A 25,288-nucleotide genomic window follows, 5' to 3' on the forward strand; every position below is an offset into this window, starting at 1 on the left:
AAATTTTACTTTCCATCCCAAGCTGATTTATTGCATGGTTGTACGACGACTTAATCGTCGTCTCGCCTCCATAACAATAAGGACCTCTCCATGCAAAACATCAAAGTGCTGATCGGCTTTCTATGTCTGTTCAGCGGCTACGTCGCCGCCGGCCCTGCCGCCGACGACCAGGATGTAGCCCAAGCCGTCGACCACCTGACCCAAGCCATGCTGCATAAAGACATCAAGCAATTGCAGGCCCTCACCGCCGAGAAGCTGACCTACGGCCACTCCAGCGGCAAGATCCAGAACAAACAGGAATTTATCGCCGACATCGAAACCGGCCGCAGCGGCTTCAAGACCCTGGAAATGCAGAAGCAGACCATCACCTTGAACGGCGATACGGCATTGGTACGCAACCACTTTCACGCCCAAGCGGTGAACAGTGGCGTTGAGGTGCCGACCGATATCGAAAACTTCCAGGTTTGGCAGAAGCAAAAAGGCCACTGGCTGCTGATCGGTCGCCAAGCGTTCAAGTTCTGACGCACCCGGTGAGCCCAGCGCGGCTCACCACGCGACGATGTTGCGCACCTTGAGCAACGCCTCGCGCAGCGCCGGCATGTCCACCGACCCCAGGGCCAGGCGCAGCGCATGGGGCACATGGGTCGAGACCGCGAACGGCTCGGCGGTGGACACCGACACGCCCTGGCGCTGCAAAGCCATTGCCACTTGATCGGCACGGGCATCTTCGGCCAGCGGTAACCACAAAAAATACGAGGACGGGTGGCAGGTGTAATCCAACCCCTTGAGCACCTGCGCCGCCAACGCCTGCCGCGCCTTGGCGTCCTCGCGCTTTTGCGCTTCCAACTGCGCCACAGTGCCGTCTTCCAGCCAGCCCACGGCGATGGCGCTCATGATGCCGGGCACATTCCAGGTGGTGGCCATCACCCTGCGCTCCAGCGCGCTGACCCACGCCGGCGGTGCCGCGACAAACCCCACGCGTAAACCGGTGGCGACACTCTTGGATAACCCGCCGACATAGACAGTGCGTTCCGGCGCCAGGCTGGCCACGGGCGGCGGTGCGTCTTCGGCGAGAAACGCGTAGGCCGCATCCTCGATGATCATCAGATTGTGCTGGCGGGCGATGTCCACCAACCGCTCGCGCTGCGTCAGGTCCATCACCCAACCGAGTGGGTTATGCAGGGTCGGCATGCTGTACACCGCGCGCACCGGGCGGCGGCGGCACAACTGCTGCAGAGCGGCCAGGTCCGGACCGTAGGCGGTGACCGGCAGAGCAAGGATTTCCAGATGCAGGGTTTCGGCCAGCACCTTGAACCCCGAGTACGTCAGCGCATCGACGGCAATCACATCGCCCGGCTTGAGCAGCGCCATCATGGTCACCGCCAGGCCATGTTGCGCACCGCTGACCACCAGCACCTGTTCGGCCGCCACCGCTAAGCCGCGACTAAGCAAGTGCCGAGCGACGGCGGCGCGCTCGTGTATACGGCCGGCATGGGGCTGGTAACGCAGTAAGGCTTCCAGGTCGCCGGACAGCGCCAACTGGCGCAGAGCCGTGCGCAGCAGGTCGGCCTGGCCGGGCAAGGACGGATAGTTGAAATTCAGATCGAGCAGGCCCGCCGCCACGTTCATCTGCCCACTGCCCTGCCCCGGCGGCAAGGCGATTTCACGGACAAAAGTGCCCCGTCCCGTTTCGCCACTGACCAGGCCCATGGCCTCCAACTCAGTGTACACGCGGCTCGCCGTTGCCAGCGCCAAGCCATGTTCGGCGGCCAACTGACGGTGCGTAGGCAGCCGGGTTCCGGGCGCCAACGCACCTGAGCGGATGGCGTGGGCGAAGCGGTCGACCAGCAGTTTGTAACGGGCTCGCGGCATGGCGGCTGTATCCATGACAATTTTTTGATTGTCCCAATCCTCGCTCCTAGGATGACGCCCACGCAACTTCTCTTTTTCAGGCAGACCTCATGGAACGTTCCCTCGACACCCCGGACACCCGCACCCAGGGCTGGATCAACGGTTTTATCGGCGTGGTGATCTTCAGTGGTTCACTGCCGGCCACGCGCCTGGCGGTGATGGAATTCGATCCAGTGTTCCTGACCATGATCCGCGCCACCCTCGCCGCGCTGCTGGCGGTGTTGCTGCTACGGGTATTCAAGGAGAAACGCCCCACCCGCCAGCAGTGGCTGCCTCTGGCGATCGTCTCGCTGGGCGTGGTGATCGGTTTCCCCCTGCTCACCGCCATGGCGTTGCAATACGTGACCTCCGCCCACTCCATCGTGTTTATCGGCTTGTTGCCGCTGGCCACTGCGGTGTTTGCGGTGTGGCGCGGTGGGGAGCGGCCGCGCCCGGTGTTCTGGTTGTTTTCGCTGCTGGGCAGCGCATTGGTGGTGGGTTACGCCTTGTCGCAGGGCCTGACCGCCGCTCCGGCTGGCGATTTGCTGATGCTGCTGGCGGTGCTGGTGTGCGGCCTGGGGTATGCCGAGGGCGCCACGCTGTCGCGCAGCCTCGGCGGTTGGCAGGTGATCTGTTGGGCACTGGTGGTGGCACTGCCAGTGGTGGCGCCGCTGAGCCTTTTACTGGCGCCGTCGAGCGTCTCCGGGATCAGCCTGTCGGCGTGGCTGAGCCTGGGCTACGTGGCGTTGTTCAGCATGCTGATCGGCTTCGTATTCTGGTATCGCGGCCTCGCCCAGGGCGGTATTGCGGCTGTCGGCCAGTTGCAGTTGCTGCAACCGTTCTTCGGCCTGGCGCTGGCGGCTGGATTGCTGCATGAACAGGTCAGCCTGGGCATGCTGCTGGTGACGCTCATGGTGATCGCATGTGTGGCGGGCGCCAGGCGCTTTGCGCGGTGATCCGTCGTCGCGCAGCGGCACCATTAGCTCAGCGTTTTATTCCCATTCGTCGTTTGTCCTGCTAAACAGAGCTATCGCCACAGAATAAAAGGATGCGACATGCACGCCCCTTCACTGCAGGACACTACCGCGCCGGAAGGCGTCTGCTACGGCTGCGGCAGCAGCAACCCCCATGGTTTGCATATCAAGAGTCGCTGGGACGAAGACCGCATCCATGTGATCGCCGAGCATCAGCCCGACGCTCGCTATTGCGGCTGGCCGGACCTGGTCTATGGCGGCCTGATCGCCATGCTGGTGGACTGCCACTCCAACTGGACCGCCATGGCCTATCACTATCAGGCCGAACAGCGCGAACCCGGCAGCCTGCCGCGTATCGACTGCGTCACCGGCAACCTGGGTATCAAATTCATCAAGCCCACCCCCATGGGCGTGCCGCTGACGTTGCGTGCGCGGGTCGAGGGCGAAGTCGGGCGCAAAACCCAGGTAATCTGCGAGGTGTACGCCGGCGATGTGCTTACGGCCATCGGTGATTCGGTGTTCGTGCGCGTCGATACCGGCCAATTGGCTGCCGCTGCCCACGGTCGCAGCGACTGAACCTGGGCTACCCTCACTGCCATCGCTTATTGAGGACTGCACTAATGGAACGTCTGACCGCCAAAGACTTCGCTCCCGAACTGCTGGAACTCTATGACGGCTATGCCCACGGCACGATCAACCGCCGCGAGTTTCTCGACCGCGCCGCGCTGTTCACCTTGGGCGGGCTGACCGCATCGGCGCTGCTGGCGGCGCTTAGCCCCAACTATGCCCTGGCCGAACAGGTGAAATTCACTGACCCGGCCATCGTCGCCGACTACATCACCTACCCCTCGCCCCAAGGCCACGGCACGGTACGCGGCTATCTGGTGCGCCCGGCCAATGCCAGCGGCAAACTGCCGGCGGTGGTGGTGGTGCATGAAAACCGCGGCTTGAACCCTTATATCGAAGACGTCGCGCGACGCCTGGCCAAGGCCGGTTTCATCGCCCTGGCGCCGGACGGTCTCACATCGGTCGGCGGCTACCCCGGCAATGACGAAAAAGGCAAAGCGCTGCAAGAGAAAATCGACCCGACCCGACTGATGAACGACTTCTTCGCCGCCATCGACTGGCTGATGAAACACGACAGCAGCACCGGCAAAGTCGGCATCACCGGTTTCTGCTACGGCGGCGGCGTGACCAATGCGGCGGCGGTGGCCTACCCCGACCTGGGCGCGGCGGTGTCGTTCTACGGGCGCCAACCGGACGCCAAGGACGTCGCGCGTATCAAGGCGCCGATCATGCTGCACTTCGGCGAGCTGGACACGCGAATCAACGAAGGCTGGCCGGCCTATGAGCAAGCGTTGAAAGCGGCCGGGACGACCTATGAGGCGTATATCTACCAGGGCGCCAACCATGGGTTTCACAACGATTCGACACCGCGCTATGACGAAGCGGCGGCGAACCTGGCGTGGGAGCGCACCTTGGGGTGGTTTCGCAAATACCTGGCGTGAGATCGACTGTCAGCGGGGGCTGCCTGCCGAAAGCTAGCACATGCAACGCTTGTGATGAGCAGGCTTGCCCTGCTCATCACGGCACGCTGAGGATCAGTGTTCCAGAGCATATCGCCGGCAATGGTTGAGGTAGCCTTGTTCATGGCTGCCCACCAGTTGCACCACGCTCGTCCATAGCCATGACGGCGCATCCAGTTGTCGGGTGCGGTTTTCCTGGAGCACTGCCATCCATGCTTTGCGGGTGGCGCGATCCATCTGGCGGGCGTGGGCGATGCCGACTACGCGGGCCAGATAACCGGCAGCGTGCATGGCATCGGTTTCGCTCAGTTCATCCAGCTCCAACTTCATGTCCTGGGGCAGCAGTTCGCGGATAAAAAAGCCGTGATCCAGAAAACGCGTCGCCACCATGCGCTCGCCCAATCCTGGCGATAGATGGCGTGCGCCTTCGACCACGCGACGACCATTGTCCCGAGGCATCTTCGCCCGCGGCGCTCGGGGTGCGGCTGCGCCAACGGCTTCCTTGATATCGATCAGGCAGTATTCCTGATCATCTTTGTCACCCACGCCGAGCAATACCGCATAGCGCATCAGGCCAAGGGAACTGCAGCCTTTTACCCAATATGCAGAGTCCAGCAGTTCAACCTTGGCATCCTTTGGCCGACCTTTAAGCGAGGTGACCAACTGGTGAATGTCATCCGAGGCGCAGACGTGCTCCAACGCGCTTTTTTCCGCGCGCGACAGCGACCAGAAGTGTTTGCCCAAGGGCACCGTTTGGTCGAGGTCGCGGATATGCATGTCGATACGGCCGTTGTTGTCGCCGGTCGGGCCCAGGTTGCCGGCGTGGCAGTCGCCGCAGATCCAGATCGCCGGTCCATGGGGCAAGCGGCGCCCCGGCAGGCTGTGCAGCCACTCGTAAAACTGTACGGTGCTGCCGCGCACATAGGCGTGAGCCGAGCGCGCCATCTTCAGATTGCGCAGTTGAGTCAGGTGCGGCATGCGAGCGGAGGGGCGTGGAATTTTCATGAACAGCCTCAGGTGGGGCCACAGTAGATCGCAGCGCCCGGGAGAATGTTTCATTTTGTTTCAAGATAATGGCACTAGGACAGCTCAGACGTCGCCGGATTGCACTTGCAACCACTCCTTGAACGCCAACATTGCCGAGGTTTCGGCCCGCGATTGCAGGCGCGTCAGCCAGTAACTGCCGGTGTTGATGCCGACATCGAAAGGCTGGCGGATCAGATCGTTCTCCAGTTGCCGCGTGAACATCAGCGCCGGTGCCAACGCAACGCCGATGCCTTGCAGCGCCGCATCCATCATCGCCAGGGAGGAGTCGAACACGATGCTGCGCGGCACCAGGGTGTCGACGGGCAAACCCGCAGCGTGAAACCACAGGCTCCACTCATCGGCGCGATAGGAGCGCAGCAGCGTGTGTTTCAACAGGTCGTGTGGCGTATGCAGTTGCTCGGCGATCGCGGGGATGCACAGCACCGTCAGCGGCGCTTCCAGCAGATGGCAGGCATCGGTGCCATGCCAGGCGCCGGCACCGAAACGTACTGCGTAGTCCAAGCCTTCGGCGGCCACGTCGACACGGTTGTTATGGGTGGACAAGCGCAGGTCGATAAGCGGGTAGCGGGCCTGGAAGTCGGCCAGGCGCGGCAACAGCCAGCCTACCGCGAAGGTGCCCACCGCGCCCACAGTCAGCACTTCGCGGTAATGCCCGCCTTCGAACTGGCCCAAAGTCTGGGCAATGCGATCGAAGGATTCACGCAGCACCGGCAGCAGGGTTTCGCCTTCGCGGGTGAGCATCAGCCCGCGCGGCAAGCGTTTGAACAAAGTCACATTGAGTTGCGCCTCCAGGCTTTTTACCTGATGGCTGACCGCCGCCTGGGTCACGCACAGCTCAATGGCGGCGCGGGTGAAGCTCAAGTGCCGGGCCGAGGCTTCGAAGGCACGCAAGGCATTGAGGGGCAGATGGGAACGCAACATGGGTTTGAGCCCCAATTTTTCTAATGGCAGGTGCGAGATATGATCGTTTGTCGACCGAATGAAATCCACCTAGATTTGCGGCGCCTGCGCAGGCCTTTATTGTTATCGCGACACTTATAGGGAAGCCAACCACCATGCGTCACTACGCACACACCCTCGTTCTTTCTGCACTGCTGCTCGGCGCGGGCAGTTGCATCGCCAGTACCGACCTGCGCCCCGTGGTCAACGCCAGCATCGAGCCGCTGATGCGCCAGCAAGGCATCACCGGCCTTTCGGTCGCGGTGATTCACCAAGGCCAGGTGCAATACTTTAATTACGGCCTTGCCTCCCGAGAAACCCAACAGCCGGTCAGCGAAAACACGCTATTTGAAGTGGGTTCGGTCAGTAAAACCTTCGCCGCCACCCTGGGCGGCTACGCCCAAGCCACCGGCAAACTCACGCTATCGGACAAGGCCAGCCAGCACCTGCCGGCCCTAAAGGGCAGCGCTTTCGAGCAGATCAGCCTGTTGCAACTGGCCACCTACACCGCCGGCGGTTTGCCGTTGCAGTTCCCCCAAGCCGCTGACACTGCAGGCGGCATGCTCAACTACTTCCAGCACTGGAAACCCACCTATGCGCCCGGCGCACAGCGGCTGTATTCCAACCCCAGCATCGGCCTGTTCGGGTATCTGGCCGCGCAAAGCCTAGAGCAGCCGTACAACGTCGCCATGGAGCAAACACTGCTGCCCAAACTGGGCCTGAAACACACCTATGTGAACGTGCCAAAGGCGCAAATGGCCCTTTACGCCCAAGGCTATGACAAACAGGACAAGCCCGTGCGCGTCAGCCCCGGCGCGCTGGACAGCGAAGCCTATGGCATCAAGACCAGCGCCCACGACCTCGCACGCTACGTCCAGGCGAACATGCACCCGCAAACCCTGGAACAGCCGCTGCAACAGGCCATCGCCACCACCCATAGCGGTTACTACCGCGTGGATGGCATGACCCAGGCCCTGGGCTGGGAGTACTACCCCTACCCCATTTCGCTGCAAGCGTTGATCGACGGCAACTCCACGCCCATGGCCCTGCAACCCCATGCAGCCAGCTGGTTCACCCAGCCCCAGGCGCAACCGGCCAATGTGCTGTACAACAAAACCGGCTCCACCAGCGGGTTTGGCGCGTACGTGGCGTACGTACCGAGCCAGGACAAAGGCGTGGTGATCCTGGCGAACAGGAACTACCCGAACGCCGAACGGGTGAAAGTGGCACATGCCATCTTGAGTGCCCTGGCCCCATAACGCACTCAGGCGGGCGTGGTTCTGCGGGTTATTCGGCGTACGCCCAGGTCATGCGAAACGACGCCCCGCCCCATTCCGAATCCCGCACCTCGACCTGCCCGCCGTGCCACTGTGACACCCGCTGCACCAAGGCCAGCCCCAGGCCGAAGCCGCCAGTGCGGCGGTCGCGGCTGGCGTCCAGGCGCATGAAGGGTTGGAAGATTTTCGCGCGGCCGCCCTCAGGCACGCCGGGGCCGTCGTCACACACGCGCACTTCATAACCGTTACCGAATGCGAGCAATGACACGTGCACCCGGCGCTCGGCGTAACGAATGGCGTTGCGCAACAGGTTGATCACCGCGCGGGCCATAAAGCGCGGTTCGATCTGGATAAAATCCACCTCGCACACGCGCAACGATAACTGCACACCGGCCGCCTCGGCCTCCAGCGCCACGCTGCCGATCACGCTGTCGAGCCAGCTGTGGGCTTCGATGCGCTCGCGGGTGACCTGGGTGGCGCCGCGTTCCAGGCTGGCGTAGGTGAGCAACTCCGAGACCATCTCTTCCAGTTCGCCGAGGTCTGCGTACATGTCGGCAATCAGTTCGCCGCGTTGGCGCGGGTCGGCCTGTTGCTTGAGCTGGTCGAGCTCGAACGACAACCGTGCAATCGGTGTACGCAATTCGTGGGACACGGCGTTGGTGAGTTCGCGCTGATTGGCGATCAGGCTTTCGATGCGTTCGGCCATCTGGTTGAAGTGGCCGGCCAGCTCGCGCACGGTGGAGCGGCGCGGCAGCAGGATGCGTGAGCCCAGGTCGTTATCGCCGAAACGCTGGGCAGCCAGGCGGATGTGTTCCAGGTCGCGCCAATGCGGGCGCACCCAAAAATACAGCACAAGGGCCAGGCACACGCCGAGAAGGCCATAGGCCCATAGGTACAGCCATTTGGGTTCTTCCGGCAGTTTGATCTCCAGCAACTGCGGGCCAGCGTCGATAGCGGCGAGGAACTCCTTGAAGTCGCCACGCACCACCAGCAGGCCCTGAGCCAGCAGCGCTTGCTCTCGGGAGGTTAGCGCCTGGGTGTCTTTGTGCACCAATTGCAGACGCAGCCCATAGTGCGGTTGCAGCTCGGCGAGCCGGGCCTGGCGCTGTGCACTGGGTAATGGCCGCAGTTTTTCGACTACGCCATACGCCGGGCCACGCATGGCCTCGCGGTTGTAGGTTTCGTTGGCGTCGGGCAGCAGCTCGTCGAAGGTGTAGTTGACCAGCCAGATTGCGCCTGCCAGGCCCAACGCCAGGATCAGATATAAACGCAGGTACAGCCGCAGCACCTAGACCTCCCACGCAAATGGATTGAACAGGTAGCCCTTGCCCCAGATGGTCTTGATGCACACCGGTTCGCGAGGGTTGTCGTTGAGCTTGGCGCGCAGCTTGCTGATGTACACGTCGACACTGCGGTTGAGGCCATCGAAGGCGATGCCGCGCATGCGGTTGAGGATGTCATCGCGCGACAGGATGCTGCCAGCATTGCTGGCCAGCAGCCAGAGCAGCTCGAACTCCATGGTGGTCAGGTCGATGCGCTCGTCCCCTAGGCTGACCACCCGGCAACTGCGGTCGATGGCCAACCGGCCGAACGCTAGGGCTCCGCGCACCGTAGGCTCCGGCGCCTGGCGGCGTTGCAATGCACACAGGCGCGCCAGCAGCACCGGTGGTTTGATCGGTTTGATCACGTAGTCGTCGGCACCGGACTCCAAGCCCAAGATATGGTCCAGATCGTCCTCTTTGGCGGTGAGGATCACGATGGGCGTGTCCGACACCCGGCGGATCTCGCGGCACACCTGCAAGCCACTCTGGCCCGGCAGCATCAAATCGAGCACCACCATCTTTGGCGTGAAGTCTAGAAAGGCCGCCAGGGCCTCGTCGCCCCGGTGTACCACGCGCACGTCAAAGCCATGCTGCGACAAAAAATGTGCGATCAGCCCTGCCAGCCGCTCGTCGTCCTCGACAAGCAGGACCTTGCCCAGCCCCAGGTTTTCCATAGGTTCTCAGTTGCAAACGGCGATTGATTGAAGAGCGCGCAGTATAGGTGGCAAGCTGCACCACTTGAGCGGCCGGCCGGCATCGATGGGCCAAGCTTCATGCTTTTAAGAGTTTTTAACAAATAGCCCGCAGTTTTTTACGCCATCTACAGGGAGTTGTATGCGCAAGGATTACCTGGCGTTCTTCGTGTCGCTGTTCTTGTCGCGGCTGGCGGACCAGATTCTGTTGTTTATCGTGCCGCTGCTCGTGTTCCAGACCACCGGCAGCGTGGCGTGGGCGGGCCTTGCGTTTTTTGTCGAGTCCCTGCCGCGCTACCTGGCATTCCCGGTGTGCGGCGCGTTGTGCGACAAGTTTTCGCCGCTGCGGATGTTGCATATCAGCCAGGTCTATCGGGCATTGGCATGTGCGATCGCGGTGGTGCTGTATGGGTTGTTTGATGGGATTTATTGGTTGGTGATCCTGTCGGCTCTGTGCGGGGTGCTGACGACCCTAGGCATTATGGCGCGGGAAGTCGTGATGCCCCATGGCTTCGCACAGTACAGCTACGCCAAGACGTTGTCCTATTCACAGATTGCCGATCAGAGCGGCCTGGTGCTCGGCCCACTGCTGGCGGCGTTGCTGCTGGAAATATGGAGCTGGCCGTGGGTGGTAGCAGGCGTGGCCGGGCTGTTCGTGCTGGCCGATCTGGCCATGCTGATCTGGCAACGCCACACCTCGATGGGCCTGCCCAGTCATGCGCAGCATTCCGACATCTGGCTGCAACCGCTGCGTATCGCCTTGGGCCACATCGGCCGCCTGGCGGCGTTGAAGCGCATCATTATTCTGGCGGTCGGCGTCAACCTGATCGTCGGTGTCACGCTGGCGACCTCGGCGGCGTTGGTCACCGGCCAGTTCGCCGCCGGCAAGGACGCCTACGCCCTGCTCCAGGCTGGCGGGGCGTTGGTCACCATTGCGATTCTGTTCTACCTGGCCCGCGCCACTTTACCCTTGAAGCTTATGGGTGGGCTGGGGTATTCGATGATTGCAATCGGTGCGCTGATCACCGCGATCAGCCCTGCTGTGTGGGTCTATACCGTGGGTTTCCTGCTGATCACCGGCTTCGACAAGATGTTCAACGTGTACCTGCGCAGCACCCGCCAGCGGGTCATCCCGGTTCAGGACTTCGGCAAGACGGTGGGGGTGATTACCCTGCTCAACAACCTGGCGCAACCCCTGGCGGGGTTGGCGATTGCGCTGTTGGCCACGCCCCTGGGCACACAAACGGTGATCCTGTTATTAACCGGGATCACCGCGCTGATCGGCCTGGCGGTCGCCTCAGGCTGGCACGCCACTGTGAAAGCGGAACTCAACGTCGGGTGACTCGATCAGCTCTTGCTCGGCCGCCCTTACCCGCTCGATCACTTGGGCGATGTCCTTGGCGTCGCCATATTGGTAGGCCAGCTTCAAGTACCCCTGAAAGTGCCGGGCCTCGCTTTTGAGCAGACCGAAGTAGAACTTGCCGAGCTCGTCGTCCAGATGGGGCACCAGCGCTTCGAAACGCTCGCAACTGCGCGCCTCGATAAACGCGCCGACCACCAGGGTATCCACCAATTTGACCGGCTCATGGCTACGCACCACTTTGCGCAGTCCCGAGGCATAGCGCCCGGCGTGCAGCTGGCGCAGTTCGACCTTGCGCTTTTTCATCAGGCGCATGACTTGCTCGTGATGCACCAACTCTTCCCGGGCCAGGCGCGACATCATATTGATCAGGTCGACATGGGCGTGGTACTTGGCCATTAGGCTCAGTGCCGTACTGGCGGCCTTGAATTCACAGTTCTTGTGGTCGATCAACAAGGTGTCCTGATCGGCCAATGCGGCCTGGACCCAGGCGTCAGGGGTACGGCAACCGAGGAATTCGTGGATTTCGGGCAGGTTCATCGGGCTCACGGGCAAAGGATCACAAAAGGGCGCCGATTATACCGACCGTGCCGCAGACCACCAGCCACCGGGCTTGATGTGCATCAACATGACGCCCGGCGCGGAGCAACTATAGTTGTGACACCCCCCTTGTTTCCGGAGTAACCGACCATGCAAGACGTCCGCAGCATCCTGGTGGTCCTTGAAACCGAACATTCCGAGAGCCTGGCCCTCAAGCGCGCCAAGCTGATCGCCGGGGTGACCGGGGCGCATCTGCATCTGTTGGTGTGCGACCGCAAACACGAGCACTCCGCGCTGCTCAGCGTACTCAAAGCGAGCCTGACCGAAGAAGGCTACAGCGTGACCACCGAACAGGCCTGGAACGATAGCCTGCATGACACCGTCATCGCGGTGCAGCAGGCTGAAGGCTGTGGCTTGGTGATCAAGCAGCACTACCCTGATAGCCCGCTGAAAAAGGCCCTGCTGACACCGACAGACTGGAAATTGCTGCGCTACTGCCCCGCGCCGGTGCTGCTGGTCAAAACCGCCACACCCTGGGCCGGCAAAGTGATCCTGGCCGCCATCGATGTGGGCAACAGCGATGTGGAGCACCGCTCGCTGCACCATTCGATCATCGACCATGGTTTCGACATCGCCTACCTGGCCAAGGCCCAGTTACATGTGATCAGCGCCCATCCCTCGCCGATGCTGTCGGCGGCGGACCCCACGTTCCAGCTCAAGGAAAGCATCGAGGCACGGTATCGCGAGCAGTGCCAAGCCTTCCAGGCCGAATTCGATGTGGACGATACCCACCTGCATATCGAAGAAGGCCCGGCGGATGTGCTGATTCCTCATATGGCCAGCAAGCTGCAAGCGGCGGTGACCATTATCGGCACCGTGGCGCGCACCGGCCTGACCGGCGCATTGATAGGCAACACCGCGGAGGTGGTGCTGGATAAAGTGGAAAGCGATGTGCTGGTGCTCAAACCGGAGACGTTGATGGATCAGTTGCAAGAGCTGGCTGCCAAGGACTGACGCCAACTTCCAACACAACTGAGATCCAAAGTGGGAGGGGGCAAGCCCCCCTCTCATATTTGGAATTGCGCTGTCAGTCAGCCAGCGCATCGTTCAGGAAAGCCGGCGCGATATAGCGCTGGTAGTGAGCCTCGGACAGGATAAAAAACTCACGGTCGATAGCATCGCGCAGTTCCGGCAGGGCCCAGTCACGAAACTCCGGCAACAGCACCATGCCATAGGCCTCCAAATTGGAAATCACCCGCGCTCCGCGAGCAATCAACTGATACGCCCAGCAGTACTCGGACTGGTGCGGCACGAAACGGATCTTGCGCTGTTCCAGTTGCCAACGCAGTTTCTGCGGGTCGAATACTTCAAGCTTGCCGGCCATCACCTGTACCAGCAACTGCTCCAAGCGCAGCCATACCGCGCGCTTTGCCTCCTCGTCGTAGCCGTTCCACTGGATCACTTCGTGATGGAAACGCTTGCAGCCGCGGCACACGAGATCGCCGTAGACCGTGGAGCACAGACCGACGCAGGGAGTCTTGATGGTTGAATTGGACATGGGCGGCAACACGCAAATCAGCGAAACAGTGCGCCATGTTAGCCCTTTGTCTAAGCTCGATCACCCGGCAAACGTGACATGGCAACTTACCTTTAGTTTTTTTTTGCCGTAGAATCATCCGGCCTTGTAAGGCGCCAATAATCCGCTGGAAGCTGTTTTCAAAGCGTCACGAGCACAGTCGTTCCTTCAGAACGGTGTTGGCGATGGTGAATGACCCGGTAGGTCGAGCATCAGCGCCAACCCTCATCAGCTCCGTTCTGCAGGCGTAAAACTTTGAAAGCAGCTTCTGTAAGGAATGCCGGCAGCGCTGGCTTTGCGGCCCAAAAAGCCCCCGAGCGCATGCGTGCCGTTCATTTCTGGATGAGCGTCCCGTGGGACCACTGATGAGGGTAATAACTGTGCTTGAAGCCTACCGCAAACATATCGAAGAGCGTGCAGCCCTGGGTATCGTTCCCCAGCCGCTTAACGCCGAACAAACCGCAGGCCTGGTCGAGCTGCTGAAGAATCCTCCGGCTGGCGAAGAAGAATTCCTCGTTGACCTGATCACCAACCGCATTCCACCAGGTGTTGACGAAGCTGCCTACGTCAAGGCCGGTTTCCTGTCTGCCCTGGCCAAGGGCGAAGCCACTTCCCCCCTGATCGACAAGAAGCGCGCCGTTGAACTGCTTGGCACCATGCAAGGCGGCTACAACATCGTGACCCTGGTCGAGCTGCTTGACGATGCCGAGCTGGCACCTGTTGCCGCCGCTCAACTCAAGCACACCCTGCTGATGTTCGATGCGTTCCACGACGTGGCAGAAAAAGCCAAGAACGGTAACGAACACGCCAAAGCGGTGCTGCAGTCCTGGGCCGACGGCGAGTGGTTTAAGAACCGCCCGACCCTGGCCGACAAGATCAGCCTGCGCGTGTTCAAGGTCACCGGCGAAACCAACACCGACGACCTGTCCCCTGCCCCGGACGCCTGGTCCCGCCCTGATATCCCGCTGCACGCCCTGGCCATGCTGAAAATGGCGCGCGAAGGCATCGTGCCGGACGAGCAAGGCAAGACCGGCCCAATGAAGCAGATCGAAGAGATGCGCGGCCAAGGCTTCCCGATCGCCTACGTCGGTGACGTGGTCGGTACCGGTTCGTCGCGTAAATCCGCCACCAACTCCGTACTGTGGTTCTTCGGCGACGACGTGCCTTACGTACCGAACAAGCGTGCCGGTGGTTTCTGCTTCGGCAGCAAGATCGCTCCGATCTTCTACAACACCATGGAAGATGCCGGCGCACTGCCAATCGAGTTCGACGTCACCAACATGCACATGGGCGACGTGATCGACCTGTACCCGCATGCTGGCAAAGTCTGCAAGCACGGCACCGATGAAGTCCTGACCACCTTCGAAATGAAGACCCCAGTGCTGTTGGACGAAGTCCGCGCCGGCGGCCGTATCCCGCTGATCATCGGCCGTGGCCTGACCGACAAGGCCCGTGCCGAGCTGGGCCTGGGCCCGACCGATCTGTTCAAGCTGCCAGAAGCCCCGGTCGACACCGGCAAAGGCTTCACCCTGGCACAGAAGATGGTCGGCAAGGCGTGCGGCCTGCCGGAAGGCAAAGGCGTGCGTCCAGGCACCTACTGCGAACCGAAGATGACCACCGTAGGTTCTCAGGACACCACCGGTCCGATGACCCGTGACGAACTGAAAGACCTGGCGTGCCTGGGCTTCTCCACCGATCTGGTGATGCAGTCGTTCTGCCACACCGCGGCCTATCCAAAGCCGATCGACGTGACCACCCACCACACCCTGCCTGACTTCATCATGACCCGTGGCGGTGTATCCCTGCGTCCAGGCGACGGCATCATCCACAGCTGGCTGAACCGCATGCTGCTGCCGGACACCGTCGGCACCGGCGGCGACTCCCACACCCGTTTCCCGATGGGCATCTCGTTCCCAGCCGGTTCCGGTCTGGTCGCGTTCGCCGCCGCCACCGGCGTCATGCCGCTGGACATGCCGGAATCGATCCTGGTGCGTTTCAAAGGCAAAATGAAACCTGGCATCACCCTGCGTGACCTGGTTCATGCCATTCCTTACTACGCGATCCAGGCTGGCCTGTTGACCGTAGAGAAGAAAGGCAAGAAAAACGCCTTCTCCGGCCGCATCCTGGAAATCGAAGGTCTGAACGACCTGACCCTGGAGCAAGCGTTCGAACTGTCCGACGCCTCGGCCGAACGTTCGGCTGCCGGTTGCACCATCAAGCTGTCCAAAGAGTCCATCACCGAGTACCTGAACTCCAACATCACCCTGCTGCGCTGGATGATCGGTGAAGGCTACGGCGATGCACGCACCCTGGAACGTCGCGCCCAAGCGATGGAAGCCTGGGTCGCCAACCCGGAGCTGATGGAAGCCGATGCCGACGCCGAATACGCCGAAATCATCGAGATCGACCTGGCCGAGATCAACGAGCCGATCCTCTGCGCACCGAACGACCCGGACGATGCCCGTCTGCTGTCCAGCGTTGCCGGCGAGAAGATCGACGAAGTGTTCATCGGTTCTTGCATGACCAACATCGGTCACTTCCGCGCTGCCGGTAAGTTGCTGGAACAGGTCAAGGGTCAGCTGCCAACCCGTCTGTGGCTGTCGCCGCCGACCAAGATGGACGCTCACCAACTGACCGAAGAAGGCTACTACGGCATCTATGGCAAGGCTGGCGCACGCATGGAAATGCCGGGCTGCTCGCTGTGCATGGGTAACCAGGCACGGGTAGAACCGAACTCCACCGTGGTGTCGACGTCGACCCGTAACTTCCCGAACCGTCTGGGTGACGGCGCGAACGTCTACCTGGCTTCGGCTGAGCTGGCGGCTGTCGCTTCGACCCTGGGTCGCCTGCCGACCGTCGAGGAGTACATGGGCTACGCGGCCAAGCTGGACACCATGGCCAGCGACGTCTACCGCTACCTGAACTTCGACCAGATCGCCGAGTTCCGCAAGATCGCGGCCAGCGCCAACATCCCGGTGCTGCAAGCTTAACGGTGTGTTGATGTGAAAAACGCCGCGTATCGCAAGATACGCGGCGTTTTTTTGTGTCTGGAATAAGCCATTAGTGGCAAGACAAAACAATGACGGGAGAGGACAAGCCCCCTCCCACAGCACTTAAGCCATCAGCGAATACACCAACGCCGTAATCGCCACCAGACCAACCGCCGTGACAAACACGTTGGACGCCTGCCCACGGTATTTGGCCATGGCCGGCACTTTGCGGATGGCGTACATCGGCATCAGGAACAGGATTGAAGCAATCACTGGGCCGCCGAGGGTCTCGATCATACCGAGGATGCTGGGGTTGAGCGTGGCGACGATCCAGCACACCACCAGCATGAAGGCGGCAGTCATGCGGTCCAGGGTCTTGGCGGCCGGGCGGCGACCGGTTTTAAGCACCAAGCCCTTGAGGCCTTCACTGGCACCGATGTAGTGGCCCAGGAACGACTTGGCGATTGCCACGAATGCGATCAGCGGCGCGGCGAACGCGATGGTCGGGTTGTTGAAGTGGTTGGCCAGGTACGACAGGATCGACAGGTTCTGCGCCTTGGCTTCGGCCAACTGGGCCGGCGACAGGGTCAGCACGCAACTGAACACAAAGAACAACACCATCGCCACCATCAATAGGTGCGCGCGGGACAGGATCTGCGAGCTGCGCTCATCGGCATTGGCGCCGTATTGGCGCTTCTGATCCACCGCGAACGCCGAAATGATCGGCGAGTGGTTGAACGAGAACACCATCACCGGAATCGCCAGCCACAGCGTATTGAGCAACGCCGACGGCGCCGGCAGCTCGCGGGCGGTGCTGAGGATGCCGCCGGTCCAGTGCGGCACCAGGTACACCGCGAGGAACAGCAAGGCGACGATAAACGGATACACCATCAGGCTCATGGCCTTGACGATCACCTGCTCGCCGCAGCGCACCACGGCCAGCAGGCCCAGGATCAGCACGAACGACAGGATCGCCCGTGGCGGCGGCAGGATATGTAGCTGGTGTTCCATGAAGCTGCCGACGGTGTTGGTCAGCGCCACGCTGTAGATCAGCAGGATCGGGAAAATCGCGAAGAAGTACAGCAACGTGATCAACGCCCCGGCCTTGATACCGAAATGCTCTTCCACCACGTCGGTAATGTCGGAGCCTTCACGACCGGACAGCACGAACCGCGTCAGGCCACGGTGGGCGAAGAACGTCATCGGGAATGCCAGCAGCGCCAGGATCACCAGGGGCCAGAAGCCGCCCAGCCCTGCGTTGATCGGCAAGAACAAAGTACCGGCGCCAATGGCGGTGCCGAACAGGCCGAGCATCCAGGTGGTGTCCTGGCGGCTCCAGCGCGTGAGGGTTGCAGGTGTCGTTGCATAGCGTTCGTCGACGCTATTGGCCTGATCATTCATCCGGTCGGATCTCCGCATTTACACAGCCGGGACGAGTCAGAAAAACCTGACAGGCAGCGTCCCGACCATAGAAGGGGCCGGATTGTCCGGGATTCTCGTGAAGAAGCAAAGACTTAGCTGAGGAATGGTTGACCGGTGCAGCCGCAGACAATCACGAACTTGCCCGACCCACGAGCAGTAAATTTTCCTTCCCGATAAAACGCTCTGTCTTACAAATCCAGCATACTGGTCCCGTCTACCCTCCAAGGAAGAGCCTTGCGATGACCACCACTGTTCTGGTCCTGGTTGAAACCATCAACGACTACCTGCCCATCATCGAAAGCAACGACTTTCATGTGATCCTGGCGCCGACGCCCGCCGAACGCGCCCACGCCATCAAAGCCCACGGCGGGCAGATCCAGGCCGTGCTGACCCGTGGCCCATTGGGCCTGTACGCCGAAGAAATCGCCGCCTTGCCACAGCTGGAGATCATCTGCGTGATCGGCGCCGGTTATGAACACGTCGACCTGCAAGCCGCCAGCAATCGCGGGATCGTGGTTACAAACGGCGCCGGCGTGAATGCACCGTCGGTGGCCGACCACGCCATGGCGCTGTTGCTGTCACTGGTACGCGGCATCCCGCAGAACGACGCCGCAGTGCGGCGTGGCGAGTGGCCCAAAGTGATGCGCCCGTCCCTGGGCGGCAAGCACCTGGGCATTCTCGGGCTTGGCGCCGTCGGGCTGGAGATCGCCAAGCGCGCGGCCCTGGGTTTTGGCATGGAGATCAGTTACCACAATCGCCAACCACGGGATGACGTGGACTACACCTACTGCGCCACGGCTCTGGATCTGGCGCGCAGCGCGGACTTCTTGATTCTGGCCACGCCCGGCGGCGACGGCACCCGGCACCTGATTGACCGGCGCGTACTGGACGCCCTCGGTCCCCATGGCTACTTGGTGAACATCGGGCGTGGCAGCGTGGTGGTCACCGCCGACCTGATTGCCGCCCTCGAACAGCGGCGCATCGGCGGTGCGGCGCTGGATGTGTTCGACGACGAACCCAAGGTGCCCGACGCCCTCAAGCGCCTGGGCAATACCGTACTCACCTCCCATGTCGCCGGGCTGTCGCCCGAGGCCGCCCATGACACCGTGCAGCGCGTGGCCGACAACCTGGTGGAGTATTTCGCCGGGCGCCCGGTGCTCACCCCGGTCGCCCTGCCCCCGCCCGTAAAATGACCGATCAGGCACGTTGATCATCCTGCAACACGCTAACCTATTAAACCGCCCCGACCTTGTGGCTGGGCGGTGGCGCGCATTAGATTAGCCAATAGTCCGAGGCCTTTAGAATAAGCAGAAGGGATAAGCATGGCGCTGAACGACCAATCCACCCAGATTCGCCCCGGCGAGGAACTCGATGCCGGCCTGATCGATCCCTACCTCAAGGCCCACATCCCGGGGTTGAGCGGCACGCCCACCATCAGCCAGTTTCCCGGTGGCGCCTCCAACCTGACTTACCTGCTGGAATACCCCGATCAGGAATTCGTACTGCGCCGCCCACCTTTTGGGCACAAAGCCAAGTCCGCCCACGACATGGGCCGCGAGTTCCGCATTCTCAACCAACTGAAGGATGGCTTCCCCTATTGCCCCAAGGCCTACGTGCATTGCACCGATGAGTCGGTGATCGGCGCCGAGTTTTATGTGATGGAGCGCGTCAACGGCATCATCCTGCGCTCCGACCTGCCCGCCGAGCTGGGCCTGGATGCAGCGAAGACTCAAGCACTGTGCAAAAGCTTTATCGACAAGTTCGTCGAACTGCATCAGGTGGACTACACCGCTTGCGGCCTGGCCGACCTGGGCAAGCCCGAAGGCTACGTGGCGCGGCAGATTCGCGGCTGGAGCGACCGCTACGAAAAAGCCCTGACCCCCGATGCGCCAAAATGGGAGGCGGTACGCGCCTGGCTCAACGACAAGATGCCGGCCGATCACCCCACCTCCAGCATCGTGCATAACGACTACCGCTTCGACAACGTGATCCTCGACCCGCATAACCCGATGCAGATCATCGGCGTGTTGGATTGGGAACTGACCACCTTGGGCGATCCGCTGATGGACCTGGGCAACACCCTCGCCTACTGGATCGAAGCCGCCGACCCGGCGCCGGTGCAATTGATGCGCCGCCAGCCGAGCAACGCGCCGGGCATGCTCACTCGCCGAGAATTCGTTGACTACTACGCCGAACGCGCGGGCATCCGGATCGATAACTTCGATTTCTATTACACCTACGGCCTGTTCCGCCTGGCCGGCATCGTGCAGCAGATCTACTACCGTTTCTTCCATGGCCAGACCCAGGACAAACGCTTCGCGCAGTTCATTCAGATGAACGCACTGCTTGAGCAAATGAGCCTGAATGTCATCAGCAAATCAGCCCTTTAAGGAATCCCCATGTCCAAGACCCACCTGTTCGACCTCGACGGCAAGATCGCATTTGTCTCCGGCGCCAGCCGTGGCATCGGCGAGGCCATCGCCAAGTTGCTGGCCCAGCAAGGCGCCCATGTGATCGTGTCCAGCCGCAAGCTCGAAGGCTGCCAGCATGTGGCCGATGCGATCATCGCCGACGGCGGCAAGGCCACAGCGGTGGCCTGCCACATCGGTGAAATGGAGCAGATCAGCCAAGTATTCGCCGGTATTCGCGAGCAGTTCGGGCGCCTGGATATCCTGGTCAACAACGCCGCCACCAACCCGCAGTTCTGCAATGTGCTGGACACCGACCTCGGCGCGTTCCAGAAAACCGTGGACGTGAACATCCGTGGCTACTTCTTCATGTCGGTGGAAGCCGGCAAGCTGATGCGCGAAAACGGCGGCGGCAGCATCATCAACGTGGCCTCGATCAACGGCATCTCGCCCGGCATATTCCAGGGCATTTACTCGGTGACCAAGGCCGCGGTGATCAACATGACCAAGGTGTTCGCCAAGGAATGCGCCGAGTTCGGTATACGCTGCAACGCGCTGCTGCCGGGCCTGACCGACACCAAATTCGCCTCCGCACTGGTCAAGAACGACTCGATCCTGAAAATGGCCCTGGCGCAGATCCCCCTCAAGCGCGTGGCCGACCCGAGCGAGATGGCGGGTGCAGTACTGTTCCTGGCCAGCGACGCCTCCAGCTACACCACCGGCGTGTCGCTGAATGTGGACGGTGGCTTCCTGTCCTGAGTGCCGGCGCAGCGGTACAGATCGATTTACGAGTAATCTTGGCGCCGATCGATCTGTCTCAGGATGAAACATGGAACTCCACATCGTCATCAACGGGCGTAAGGACCTGGCGGCGCAGCTTTATCAGCAGTTGCGCGAAGCCATCGCCGCCGGGCGTCTCACGGCAGGTGCCCAACTGCCGCCCAGCCGCTTGCTGGCCGAGCAATTGGGCATATCGCGCAAGACGGTGTCCGATACCTACGCCACGTTGACCTATGAAGGCCTGCTGGTGGGCAGGATTGGCCGCGGGACCTTCGTCAACGCCTGGGCACCACAACCTGATCGCGTACAAACCGCTACAGATCTGGCCTGCTCCGCCAACCTGGCGAAATGGCAAGCGCTGCCCTCGCCCATGCATCACCCCGCCAACGACAAGCGCCTGCGCTACGAATTTATCGGCGGCGCCACCAGCCGCCAGCAGTTCCCCCAGGATGAATGGCGGCGCTGCACCCAGCATGCCCTACGGCGTATCGCCGAGCACAGCGGCTTCTACAGTCAACCCGAAGGGCTGCCGGCGTTGCGCAGTGCCATCGCCGGGCATATCGCGTTTTCCCGAGGGGTCAAATGCCGCGACAGCGACATCGTGGTCACCAACGGCGCGCAACAGGCACTGGACTTGCTCGCCCGCGTGGTGTTGGAACCGGGCAGTATTGTCGCCATGGAAGACCCCGGCTACACCCCCGCGCGCCAACTGTTCACGGCACGGGGCGCCCATGTCGCCAGCGTGCCCGTGGACGCACAGGGTATCCAGGTCGACCAGATCCCCGACGGCACGCGCCTGATCTATGTCACACCGTCCCATCAATTCCCCCTGGGCATGCCCATGAGCCCGGCGCGCCGCGAAGCCTTGCTGGCGCGTGCGTTCGACCTGGGTGCGATCATCATCGAAGACGACTACGACAGCGAATTCCGTTACGAGGGCCGCCCTACCGATTCCCTGCAAAGCCTGGACAGTCGCGGCGTAGTGGCTTACGTCGGCACCTTTTCCAAGACCCTGCTGCCCGAGTTGCGCCTGGGCTACGTGGTGCTGCCACCGGCGATCCACGGCGCGGTACTCAAGGCCAAGCAACTGACCGACCAGCACAGCTCCACACTGCCGCAATGGGCATTGGCCAAGTTCATCAGCGAGGGCTACCTGCTCAAGCACATCCGACGCTGCCACACGGTATACGCCGGGCGCCGCGAACGTATCCTGGAGCGCCTGGCGGGCGATCTGTCGCCATGGTTCGAAGCGGTGCCCACAGTGGCGGGGTTCCACCTGGCGGCGCTGTGCAAGGTGCCGGTCAATATTGCGCTGCTGCGGGAGCTGGCGCGCCAGGTGGACGTCGGCCTATACCCGCTGGAGGTGTTCTTCCATGACACTCCGGTGCGTGCAGGCTTGATTGTCGGGTTCGGCGCCATTGAACTGCTGGATATCGACCCGGCCCTGGACAGGGTGCGCGATATTCTGCTGAAGATTGCATGACGCTCTATAACCCGACCGCCGGGCGGGATTTTTGGGGCAGTTAACGAGAGGTCGACTGAGCCAGCGTCATCGGAGCCAAGCCCCCTCCCACAGTTTCAACCGCCCGAGTCGGCAATTCAGGGCCGCTTGAACTGGCGCCGCAGCGCTTCAATCTGCGGGCGGCATGCGCATCCTTCAAGATGATCATTGACCATCCCCATCGCCTGCATCAGCGCATACATCGTGGTCGGCCCTACAAACGTCCAACCACGCTTCTTCAGCGCCTTGGACAGACGCACCGAGGCCGGTGATGTCGGGTTACCCGTCCAGTAAGCCAGGTCCACCACGGCCGGGCGCTCTTGCGGGCCGGGTTCGAAGGCCCATAACCACTGCGCCAGAGAGCCGGTCTCGTCCACTAGCTCACAGGCACGCCGCGCATTGTTGATGGTGGAGACGATCTTCGCCCGATTACGCACGATGCCCGGGTTCTGCATCAGACGCAGGATATCCGCCTCGCCGTACTGCGCCACGCGGCGAAAATCAAAGCCGTCGAACGCTGCACGAAACTGCTCGCGCTTGCGCAGGATGGTTATCCACGCCATCCCCGCCTGAAACCCTTCCAGGCAGATTTTCTCGTACAGCTGAATATCATCGGCCACCGGCACGCCCCACTCATGGTCGTGGTAATGCAGGTATTCCGGCGCCGCGCCGCGCCAGGCGCAGTGTCGGTGCCCGTGCTTATCGATGCTCAAACCTGGTGTGTCCATTCGCCCCCCTTCTGTGCCGAGCGCCGGATGATAAGCGAAAAATTTTGCACGCCGCCAACCGCTCAAGCATCGCCCTTACCGACCCACTGGTCAGACCGGGACCTGCCAACCGCCGAATTATTACTTGTGATTTCAAAAAAACCCGGCGTAGACTGGCCCTGCACTGGACTTACCGGTATGACCACAACAATTAAGCCCTGGAACCACCAGGGCGCCGAATAGAGATCCCTCCCATGCTCAGATGGTGCTCGCGTTCGATTTTCCTGCAAGTCGTGATCGGCCTGATGTTAGGCGTTGTTTGCGGCCTGGCCCTTCCCGAATTCTCTTCGCAACTCAAACCCCTCGGCGACGGCTTTATCAAACTGATCAAGATGCTGATCGGCCTGATCGTGTTCTGCGTAGTGGTCAGCGGCATTTCCGGCGCCGGCGACCTGAAAAAAGTCGGGCGCATCGGCCTTAAGTCGGTGATCTATTTCGAAGTGCTGACCACCATCGCGTTGGTGATCGGCCTGGTTATGGCGTTCAGCACCGGCATCGGCACCGGCGCCAATATTCATCTGGAACAGCTCTCTTCCGCCGGCCTGAACGAACTGGCCGACAAGGGCCAGCACATCCGCGGCACCAGCCAATTCCTGATGGACCTGATTCCCAACTCAGTGATCGGTGCGTTTGCCGACAACAACGTGCTGCAAGTTCTACTGTTTTCAGTGCTGTTCGGCAGCGCGCTGAACCTGGTGGGCGAAGCGGCGTCGGGCATTTCGCGACTGATCAACGAATTGAGCCATGTGATTTTCCGCATCATGGGCATGATCGTGCGCCTGGCGCCCATTGGCGTGTTCGGCGCCATCGCCTTCACCACCAGCACCTACGGCCTGGATTCCCTGCAACACCTGGGCAGCCTGGTAGGCCTTTTCTACCTGACCTGCTTTGCCTTTGTCGGCGTGATCCTCGGCGTGGTAATGCGCCTGTCGGGCCTGCGCATGCTGCCGCTGCTCAAGTACTTGCGCGAAGAGCTGCTGATCGTAATGGGCACTGCCTCTTCCGACGCTGTGCTGCCTCAGATCATGCGCAAACTGGAGCACCTGGGCATTGGCAGTTCCACCGTGGGCCTGGTGATTCCGACCGGCTACTCGTTCAACCTCGACGGGTTCTCGATCTACCTGACCCTGGCCATCGTATTTATCGCCAACGCCACCGGCACACCGCTGTCGATGACCGACCTGCTGACCATCCTGCTGGTGTCGTTGATCACCTCCAAGGGCGCCCATGGCATCCCCGGTTCGGCGCTGGTGATTCTGGCGGCCACCCTCACCGCGATCCCGGCGATTCCGGTGGTGGGCCTGGTGCTGGTGCTGGCCGTGGACTGGTTTATGGGCATCGGCCGCGCATTGACTAACCTGATCGGCAACTGCGTCGCCACCGTGGCCATTGCCCGCTGGGAAAAAGACATCGACCTCCAGCGCGCCAACAAGGTATTGGACGGCCAGCAGGGTTATGCCTTCCAGGCCAAGAAACCGGTATTGCCGGCGCACCAGGAATTCTGAAGGCGACACTACCCAGGTGGGAGCGGCAAAACTGCTCCCACCGTATCAGCATCATCAAGGAGCCATCGACGTGATCAGCACCTCAACCGTCGTCAATTCAGTGGTAGAAAAACTACGCGCCGCCCTGGCGCGGGGTCAGTGGCGCCGCGGCGAAATGCTCCCCGGCCAGCGCGAGCTGGCCGAACAGCTGGGCATCAGCCGCCCCAGTCTGCGTGAAGCGGTGATCGTACTGGAAACCCTCGGCCTGGTGCGTTCCATGCCCGGCAAAGGCGTGGTCGTGTTAGAGACCAGCGTCAGCGATCCGCAGTCCAGCGACGCCGTAGCCGACGCCAGCCTCGAAGACATTCTGCAACTGCGCTACACCCTCGAACCCTTTATCGTCGGCCTGGTGGCCCAGTCCATCAGCAGCAAGGAAGTCGGCCAGTTACGCCTGACCCTGATGGACATGCGCGAAGCCCTGGACGCCGGCGATGCCGAAGCGGGCCTGAACGCCTATGTCGATTTTCATGAAGAGCTGTTCGCGCTGACTTCCAACCCGATCTTTCAGAACGTGGTGCAGCAGACCCGCAACGCCCTCAAGCAAAGCGCCCAGGTACTGCGTAACTCGCCTGAACACCTGGCCGAACGCCTGCAGGAAAACGAAGCCGTGGTGCGCGCCATACGTAACAAGAACAGCGCCCTGGCCAGCGCCGAAATGCGTCGGCATATCCTCCAGGAGGGTCTGCGCATGGGCATTGCCCTGAACATCCCGGACGACCATCTCGGCAGCTGA

Annotated in this window: 23 protein-coding genes; 14 read left to right on the forward strand and 9 right to left on the reverse strand. The window is 61.6% G+C overall.

The window, feature by feature from the left end:
- Positions 1-90: 90 nt before the first annotated feature.
- A complete protein-coding gene (locus YA0848_RS12575; protein WP_034113885.1) occupies positions 91-522 on the forward strand; it encodes a nuclear transport factor 2 family protein in 432 nt (143 codons plus the stop codon).
- Between the two features lie 24 nt (positions 523-546).
- Here the strand turns inward: YA0848_RS12575 and YA0848_RS12580 are convergent, their stop codons facing one another.
- Positions 547-1,872 carry an aminotransferase-like domain-containing protein gene (locus YA0848_RS12580; protein ID WP_169902650.1) on the reverse strand — a complete coding sequence of 442 codons (1,326 nt, stop codon included), beginning with the start codon at positions 1,870-1,872 and terminating at the stop codon, positions 547-549.
- A gap of 89 nt (positions 1,873-1,961) precedes the next feature.
- Here YA0848_RS12580 and YA0848_RS12585 point away from each other — a divergent pair, with 89 nt between their 5' ends.
- The 3 genes from YA0848_RS12585 (at position 1,962) to yghX (ending at position 4,372) form a co-directional block, all read left to right on the forward strand.
- Positions 1,962-2,846: a DMT family transporter gene (locus tag YA0848_RS12585; RefSeq protein WP_034113886.1), complete on the forward strand. Its 885-nt coding sequence runs from the start codon at positions 1,962-1,964 to the stop codon at positions 2,844-2,846.
- Between the two features lie 99 nt (positions 2,847-2,945).
- The gene (locus YA0848_RS12590; RefSeq protein WP_034098181.1) at positions 2,946-3,440 is read left to right on the forward strand and encodes a PaaI family thioesterase; all 495 of its coding nucleotides are present in this window, start codon (positions 2,946-2,948) and stop codon (positions 3,438-3,440) included.
- Between the two features lie 44 nt (positions 3,441-3,484).
- Positions 3,485-4,372 (forward strand): YghX family hydrolase, encoded by an 888-nt coding sequence (gene yghX / locus YA0848_RS12595; RefSeq protein WP_034098182.1) that lies wholly within the window; start codon positions 3,485-3,487, stop codon positions 4,370-4,372.
- A gap of 93 nt (positions 4,373-4,465) precedes the next feature.
- Here yghX and YA0848_RS12600 read toward each other — a convergent pair whose 3' ends face one another.
- Both YA0848_RS12600 and YA0848_RS12605 read right to left on the reverse strand, forming a co-directional pair.
- On the reverse strand, positions 4,466-5,395 hold the full coding sequence (locus YA0848_RS12600) for a DUF2252 family protein (RefSeq protein WP_198712249.1): 930 nt from the start codon (positions 5,393-5,395) through the stop codon (positions 4,466-4,468).
- A gap of 84 nt (positions 5,396-5,479) precedes the next feature.
- A complete protein-coding gene (locus tag YA0848_RS12605; RefSeq protein ID WP_034113891.1) occupies positions 5,480-6,358 on the reverse strand; it encodes a LysR family transcriptional regulator in 879 nt (292 codons plus the stop codon).
- Positions 6,359-6,492: 134 nt separating this feature from the next.
- Between YA0848_RS12605 and ampC the strand changes: the two genes are divergently transcribed.
- Complete coding sequence (ampC, locus tag YA0848_RS12610) at positions 6,493-7,635, forward strand: class C beta-lactamase (RefSeq protein ID WP_034098190.1); 1,143 nt, start codon at positions 6,493-6,495, stop codon at positions 7,633-7,635.
- A gap of 28 nt (positions 7,636-7,663) precedes the next feature.
- On the opposite strand, the gene YA0848_RS12615 is transcribed toward ampC, so the two are convergent.
- Both YA0848_RS12615 and YA0848_RS12620 read right to left on the reverse strand, forming a co-directional pair.
- On the reverse strand, positions 7,664-8,941 hold the full coding sequence (locus YA0848_RS12615) for an ATP-binding protein (RefSeq protein WP_169902651.1): 1,278 nt from the start codon (positions 8,939-8,941) through the stop codon (positions 7,664-7,666).
- A complete protein-coding gene (locus YA0848_RS12620) occupies positions 8,942-9,649 on the reverse strand; it encodes a winged helix-turn-helix domain-containing protein (RefSeq protein ID WP_198712250.1) in 708 nt (235 codons plus the stop codon).
- 160 nt (positions 9,650-9,809) lie between these two features.
- Here YA0848_RS12620 and YA0848_RS12625 point away from each other — a divergent pair, with 160 nt between their 5' ends.
- Positions 9,810-11,009, forward strand: a complete 1,200-nt coding sequence (locus YA0848_RS12625) for an MFS transporter (protein ID WP_169902652.1) — start codon at positions 9,810-9,812, stop codon at positions 11,007-11,009.
- Here YA0848_RS12625 and YA0848_RS12630 read toward each other — a convergent pair.
- Positions 10,965-11,567: a tRNA-(ms[2]io[6]A)-hydroxylase gene (locus YA0848_RS12630; protein ID WP_034113894.1), complete on the reverse strand. Its 603-nt coding sequence runs from the start codon at positions 11,565-11,567 to the stop codon at positions 10,965-10,967. The genes YA0848_RS12625 and YA0848_RS12630 overlap by 45 nt on opposite strands.
- A 150-nt stretch (positions 11,568-11,717) precedes the next feature.
- Here YA0848_RS12630 and YA0848_RS12635 point away from each other — a divergent pair, with 150 nt between their 5' ends.
- A complete protein-coding gene (locus YA0848_RS12635) occupies positions 11,718-12,581 on the forward strand; it encodes a universal stress protein (RefSeq protein WP_034098198.1) in 864 nt (287 codons plus the stop codon).
- Positions 12,582-12,654: 73 nt separating this feature from the next.
- Here the strand turns inward: YA0848_RS12635 and YA0848_RS12640 are convergent, their stop codons facing one another.
- The gene (locus tag YA0848_RS12640; RefSeq protein ID WP_034098199.1) at positions 12,655-13,125 is read right to left on the reverse strand and encodes a DUF1289 domain-containing protein; all 471 of its coding nucleotides are present in this window, start codon (positions 13,123-13,125) and stop codon (positions 12,655-12,657) included.
- A 398-nt stretch (positions 13,126-13,523) separates the two neighbouring features.
- Here YA0848_RS12640 and acnB point away from each other — a divergent pair, with 398 nt between their 5' ends.
- Positions 13,524-16,133 (forward strand): bifunctional aconitate hydratase 2/2-methylisocitrate dehydratase, encoded by a 2,610-nt coding sequence (acnB, locus tag YA0848_RS12645; protein WP_034098200.1) that lies wholly within the window; start codon positions 13,524-13,526, stop codon positions 16,131-16,133.
- Positions 16,134-16,256: 123 nt separating this feature from the next.
- Here acnB and YA0848_RS12650 read toward each other — a convergent pair whose 3' ends face one another.
- Entirely contained in the window at positions 16,257-17,534 is a 1,278-nt protein-coding gene (locus YA0848_RS12650; protein WP_034113895.1) for a serine/threonine transporter, read from the reverse strand.
- Between the two features lie 260 nt (positions 17,535-17,794).
- Between YA0848_RS12650 and YA0848_RS12655 the strand changes: the two genes are divergently transcribed.
- The 4 genes from YA0848_RS12655 to pdxR all read left to right on the forward strand — a co-directional run bounded on the left by YA0848_RS12655 (position 17,795) and on the right by pdxR (position 22,226).
- Positions 17,795-18,748 carry a 2-hydroxyacid dehydrogenase gene (locus tag YA0848_RS12655; RefSeq protein WP_034098202.1) on the forward strand — a complete coding sequence of 318 codons (954 nt, stop codon included), beginning with the start codon at positions 17,795-17,797 and terminating at the stop codon, positions 18,746-18,748.
- Between the two features lie 129 nt (positions 18,749-18,877).
- Positions 18,878-19,945, forward strand: a complete 1,068-nt coding sequence (locus YA0848_RS12660) for a phosphotransferase family protein (RefSeq protein ID WP_034098205.1) — start codon at positions 18,878-18,880, stop codon at positions 19,943-19,945.
- A 9-nt stretch (positions 19,946-19,954) separates the two neighbouring features.
- Positions 19,955-20,722: an SDR family oxidoreductase gene (locus YA0848_RS12665; RefSeq protein WP_034098207.1), complete on the forward strand. Its 768-nt coding sequence runs from the start codon at positions 19,955-19,957 to the stop codon at positions 20,720-20,722.
- A 70-nt stretch (positions 20,723-20,792) separates the two neighbouring features.
- Complete coding sequence (gene pdxR / locus YA0848_RS12670) at positions 20,793-22,226, forward strand: MocR-like pyridoxine biosynthesis transcription factor PdxR (protein WP_034098208.1); 1,434 nt, start codon at positions 20,793-20,795, stop codon at positions 22,224-22,226.
- 116 nt (positions 22,227-22,342) lie between these two features.
- Here pdxR and YA0848_RS12675 read toward each other — a convergent pair whose 3' ends face one another.
- Positions 22,343-22,972, reverse strand: coding sequence for a DNA-3-methyladenine glycosylase I (locus YA0848_RS12675; protein ID WP_034113898.1), 630 nt, complete (start codon positions 22,970-22,972; stop codon positions 22,343-22,345).
- A 218-nt stretch (positions 22,973-23,190) separates the two neighbouring features.
- Between YA0848_RS12675 and YA0848_RS12680 the strand changes: the two genes are divergently transcribed.
- Positions 23,191-24,516, forward strand: coding sequence for a C4-dicarboxylate transporter DctA (locus YA0848_RS12680; RefSeq protein WP_169867879.1), 1,326 nt, complete (start codon positions 23,191-23,193; stop codon positions 24,514-24,516).
- A 70-nt stretch (positions 24,517-24,586) separates the two neighbouring features.
- Complete coding sequence (locus tag YA0848_RS12685; protein ID WP_034098214.1) at positions 24,587-25,288, forward strand: FadR/GntR family transcriptional regulator; 702 nt, start codon at positions 24,587-24,589, stop codon at positions 25,286-25,288.

The sequence above is a fragment of the Pseudomonas sp. S4_EA_1b genome, assembly GCF_016307435.1.
GTDB lineage: Bacteria > Pseudomonadota > Gammaproteobacteria > Pseudomonadales > Pseudomonadaceae > Aquipseudomonas > Aquipseudomonas rhodesiae.

Bases quoted from the DNA above. Each gene is read 5' to 3' on its own strand.
- YA0848_RS12575 (WP_034113885.1), top strand. From the start codon at position 91: ATGCAAAACATCAAAGTGCTGATCGGCTTTCTATGTCTGTTCAGCGGC.
- YA0848_RS12580 (WP_169902650.1), bottom strand. From the start codon at position 1,872: ATGCCGCGAGCCCGTTACAAACTGCTGGTCGACCGCTTCGCCCACGCC.
- YA0848_RS12585 (WP_034113886.1), top strand. From the start codon at position 1,962: ATGGAACGTTCCCTCGACACCCCGGACACCCGCACCCAGGGCTGGATC.
- YA0848_RS12590 (WP_034098181.1), top strand. From the start codon at position 2,946: ATGCACGCCCCTTCACTGCAGGACACTACCGCGCCGGAAGGCGTCTGC.
- yghX (WP_034098182.1), top strand. From the start codon at position 3,485: ATGGAACGTCTGACCGCCAAAGACTTCGCTCCCGAACTGCTGGAACTC.
- YA0848_RS12600 (WP_198712249.1), bottom strand. From the start codon at position 5,395: ATGAAAATTCCACGCCCCTCCGCTCGCATGCCGCACCTGACTCAACTG.
- YA0848_RS12605 (WP_034113891.1), bottom strand. From the start codon at position 6,358: ATGTTGCGTTCCCATCTGCCCCTCAATGCCTTGCGTGCCTTCGAAGCC.
- ampC (WP_034098190.1), top strand. From the start codon at position 6,493: ATGCGTCACTACGCACACACCCTCGTTCTTTCTGCACTGCTGCTCGGC.
- YA0848_RS12620 (WP_198712250.1), bottom strand. From the start codon at position 9,649: ATGGAAAACCTGGGGCTGGGCAAGGTCCTGCTTGTCGAGGACGACGAG.
- YA0848_RS12625 (WP_169902652.1), top strand. From the start codon at position 9,810: ATGCGCAAGGATTACCTGGCGTTCTTCGTGTCGCTGTTCTTGTCGCGG.
- YA0848_RS12630 (WP_034113894.1), bottom strand. From the start codon at position 11,567: ATGAACCTGCCCGAAATCCACGAATTCCTCGGTTGCCGTACCCCTGAC.
- YA0848_RS12635 (WP_034098198.1), top strand. From the start codon at position 11,718: ATGCAAGACGTCCGCAGCATCCTGGTGGTCCTTGAAACCGAACATTCC.
- YA0848_RS12640 (WP_034098199.1), bottom strand. From the start codon at position 13,125: ATGTCCAATTCAACCATCAAGACTCCCTGCGTCGGTCTGTGCTCCACG.
- YA0848_RS12650 (WP_034113895.1), bottom strand. From the start codon at position 17,534: ATGAATGATCAGGCCAATAGCGTCGACGAACGCTATGCAACGACACCT.
- YA0848_RS12655 (WP_034098202.1), top strand. From the start codon at position 17,795: ATGACCACCACTGTTCTGGTCCTGGTTGAAACCATCAACGACTACCTG.
- YA0848_RS12660 (WP_034098205.1), top strand. From the start codon at position 18,878: ATGGCGCTGAACGACCAATCCACCCAGATTCGCCCCGGCGAGGAACTC.
- YA0848_RS12665 (WP_034098207.1), top strand. From the start codon at position 19,955: ATGTCCAAGACCCACCTGTTCGACCTCGACGGCAAGATCGCATTTGTC.
- pdxR (WP_034098208.1), top strand. From the start codon at position 20,793: ATGGAACTCCACATCGTCATCAACGGGCGTAAGGACCTGGCGGCGCAG.
- YA0848_RS12675 (WP_034113898.1), bottom strand. From the start codon at position 22,972: ATGGACACACCAGGTTTGAGCATCGATAAGCACGGGCACCGACACTGC.